Below are 2,869 nucleotides of genomic sequence, written 5' to 3'. Positions count from 1 at the left end.
CCCGTCCCGGCCTCCGGGGGCGTGGGAGGCGGAGCCCCCGGAGGCCGGGACGGGAAGGGACGGCGGGGGCGAGGAGGCCAGGACCCCGACCGCGTCCCAGGCCGCGCCCGGCAGCGCACCCGCGCCCCGCGCCAGCGCGACCAGCCCCTCCAGGTCGCACCCGGCCTCCACCCGTGCGGCCATCGCCGCGACGGCGTCCACCGCCGCGGCCCGCCGCTCGGCGACCGGCACCAGCCCCAGGTGCCGCGACGGCACGGCGACCTGTCCGGCCCGCCGCACCACACCGAGCACGGGCACCCCGACGGAGTCCAACGCCTCCCGCAGCAGCGCCTCGTGCCGGTCCGACGCGACCTTGTTCAGGATCACGCCCCCGACCCGCACCTCCGGGTCCCAGCTCACGAACCCGTGCACCAGCGCCGCCACCGACCGCGACTGCGACGACGCGTCGACGACCAGCACCACCGGCGCCCGCAGCAGCTTCGCCACCTGCGCGGTGGACGCCAGCTCGCCCTCCCCGGCGGCCCCGTCGTACAGCCCCATCACGCCCTCGACCACGGCGATGTCGCACCCGCGCGCCCCGTGCAGGAACAGCGGAGCGATCAGCTCCGGCCCGCACAGGTACGCGTCGAGGTTGCGCCCCACCCGCCCGGTGGCGAGCGCGTGGTACCCGGGGTCGATGTAGTCCGGGCCCACCTTGTGCGGGGACACGGCGAGCCCCCGCGCGGCGAGCGCGGCCATCAGCCCCGTGGCGACGGTGGTCTTGCCGCTGCCCGAGGAGGGCGCGGCGATCACCAGCCGGGGCACGGACGGGGACGGGGTCACCACTCGATGCCCCTCTGCCCCTTCTGTCCGACGTCCATGGGGTGCTTGACCTTGGACATGTCGGTGACGAGGTCGGCGAGGCCGACGAGCTCCTCCGGCGCGTTCCGCCCGGTGATCACCACGTGCTGGGTGCCCGGCCGGTCCCGCAGCACGGACACGACCTCGTCGGTGTCGACCCACCCCCAGTGCATCGGGTAGGCGAACTCGTCCAGCACGTACAGCCGGTACGTCTCGGCGGCCAGGTCCCGCTTGACCTGCTCCCAGCCCTCCCGGGCCTTCTCCTCGTTGTCCATCTGCGCGTCGCGCTGCACCCAGGACCAGCCCTCGCCCATCTTGTGCCAGGCGACGGTCCCGCCCTCGCCGGAGTCGCCGAGCACGCGCAGCGCCCGCTCCTCGCCGACCTTCCACTTGGCCGACTTGACGAACTGGAACACCCCGATCGGCCACCCCTGGTTCCAGGCCCGCAGTGCCAGCCCGAACGCGGCCGTCGACTTGCCCTTCCCGACCCCGGTGTGCACGACCACCAGCGGCCGGTTGCGCCGCTGACGGGTCGTCAGCCCGTCGTCCGGTACGACACTCGGCTGTCCCTTCGGCATTACGCGGCCCTCCTCGAAGCACCGGCTCCCCGCACGTCCCTGACCAGCCCGGCGATCGAGTCGGCCCGCAGCTCGTCCAGCGTCACCGCGGTACCGCCCAGCTCACCGGCCAACTGCCCGGCGAGCCCCAGCCGCACCGGACCCGACTCGCAGTCCACGACCACGGACGCGACCGACCCGGCCGCGAACAGCCGCGCGGCACGCCCGGCCAGCGCGACCGGCTCCGGGCCGCCGGTGGCCCGTCCGTCCGTCACCACCACGAGGAGCGGACGCCGCGCCGGATCGCGCAGCCGCTCCACCCGCAGCACGTCGTGCGCCTTGAGCAGCCCGGCCGCCAGCGGGGTGCGCCCGCCGGTCGGCAGCGACTCCAGCCGCACCGCCGCCGCGTCCACCGACGACGTCGGCGGCAGCGCGACATCGGCCGCCGACCCCCGGAAGGTCACCAGCCCCACCTTGTCCCGCCGCTGGTAGGCGTCCAGCAGCAGCGACAGCACGGCGCCCTTCACGGCGCTCATCCGCTGCCGCGCCGCCATCGACCCGGAGGCGTCGACCACGAACAGCACGAGATTGGACTCGCGGCCCTCGCGCACCGCCTGCCGGAGATCGTCCCGCCGGACGACCAGCCCCGGACCGCCGCGCCCCCGGGCCCGCTGGTGCGGCGCCGCCGCCCGCACGGTGGCGGCCAGGTGCACCTTGGTCAGCGCACCCCGGGGCCGGCGGGCCCCGGTGGTCCGCCCGTGCTCCGACCGTGCCCGCGAACGGCGCCCGGCAGCACCCTCGCCGATGCCCGGCACGCTCAGCGCTTTCGTCCGGAACGGCTCCCCGGCCCGTACGGCCGTCTGCTCCCCGGCGCCGGGCCCCGTCTGCGCTTCCCCGTCCTCACCGGCCTCGGGCCGCGCGGCGGTGTCGCCCCCCTGGGGGCCGTCCTCGGGCGCCGGCTGCCCACCGGGCCCGCCCGGCCCCGGATCGGGGTCGTCGTCGCCCTCGCCCGGGTCGCCGAACTCCTCCAGCGTCTCGTCGAGCTTGTCCTCGTCCAGCCCCGGCGCGTCGAACGGGTTCCGCCGGCGCCGGTGCGGCAGCGCCAGCAGCGCGGCCTGCCGCACGTCCTCCGCCAGCACCTCCGTCCGCCCGGCCCAGGCCGCCAGCGCGGTCGCCGTGCGCGCCATCACGATGTCGGCCCGCATGCCGTCCACCTCGAAGGCCGCACAGGTCGCCGCGATCTGCCGCAGCGCCCCGTCGCCCAGACACACCTGCGGCAGCAGCTCCCGCGCGGCCACGATCCGCGCCCGTACGGCGGCCTCCTCGTCGGCCCAGCGGGCGGCGAAGGCGGCCGGGTCGTCGTCGTACGCCAGCCGCCGCCGGACGACCTCCACCCGCTGGTCGGGCTCGCGCGAGGCCGCGACCTCGACGGTCAGCCCGAACCGGTCGAGGAGCTGCGGCCGCAGCTCGCC

At 76.7% G+C, this 2,869-nt stretch carries 3 protein-coding genes; all 3 read right to left on the bottom strand.

The genetic code is table 11. From position 1 onward, the window contains the following. On the bottom strand, nucleotides 1-825 hold an 825-nt coding region (locus tag B7L92_RS38360; protein WP_107501750.1), incomplete at its 3' end, for a cobyrinic acid a,c-diamide synthase CobB. Continuing rightward, complete coding sequence (gene cobO / locus B7L92_RS38355; RefSeq protein ID WP_016826843.1) at nucleotides 819-1,418, bottom strand: cob(I)yrinic acid a,c-diamide adenosyltransferase; 600 nt, start codon at nucleotides 1,416-1,418, stop codon at nucleotides 819-821. The genes cobO and B7L92_RS38360, both read right to left, overlap by 7 nt. Then, a partial coding sequence (locus B7L92_RS38350) for a VWA domain-containing protein (protein WP_081241663.1) occupies nucleotides 1,418-2,869 on the bottom strand: 1,452 nt, incomplete at its 5' end. The genes cobO and B7L92_RS38350, both read right to left, overlap by 1 nt.

This window comes from Streptomyces viridosporus (assembly GCF_002078235.1).
In the GTDB taxonomy this organism is placed as follows: domain Bacteria; phylum Actinomycetota; class Actinomycetes; order Streptomycetales; family Streptomycetaceae; genus Streptomyces; species Streptomyces viridosporus.
Note: the sequence above shows the minus strand (reverse complement) of the source record. Positions and strands in the feature narration are given on the sequence as shown.